This window comes from Bacteroides sp. 51 (assembly GCF_010500965.1).
Classification (GTDB): Bacteria; Bacteroidota; Bacteroidia; order Bacteroidales; family Bacteroidaceae; genus Bacteroides.
The window spans coordinates 88,523-88,959 of record NZ_QVMI01000038.1 but is presented as its reverse complement, the minus strand read 5'-3'; the positions used below and the strand labels follow the sequence as shown (position 1 = coordinate 88,959).

Here is a 437-nt window from a genome sequence, read left to right as displayed (position 1 = left end):
AAAACAGATAACCCATGAAATTAAGTGGATATAAACGATTAGTGAAGCTGCTGCCCGCAGTGGCGTTCCTACTGCTCTTCACGCTGGTAGCGTGTACAGGGCATGAAGAAGAAATCACCCCAACGGGAAAAGGCGACGCCCTGGTCACCTTCTCCCTTCGGCTGCCCGGTGAAAGTGTACCTGATACCCGCACCGTGCCTGACACCCGTGCACTCTCCGAAGACGGAGAGAACGCGGTTACTGAGATTGATGTATTGGTGTTCGGTAAGAACAGTGGTACCTATGTGTACTCTGCCGGATGCAGTGGTAGTCAGATCACAGGAACCGGAAATGCCAAAACCTTTACCGTGACCTTGCGCCGGGGTGAATACGACCTGGTGGTATTGGCCGGTGCCCGTAGTATCATAGAAGCTGCTACCCTGGAGGGTAAGAACAAA

1 protein-coding gene is annotated in these 437 nt (G+C 52.6%); it reads left to right on the top strand.

Annotated elements, in window-relative coordinates; all coding sequences use genetic code 11:
- Window positions 1–14: 14 nt before the first annotated feature.
- On the top strand, window positions 15–437 hold a 423-nt coding region (locus D0T87_RS21055), incomplete at its 3' end, for a fimbrial protein (protein ID WP_163177804.1).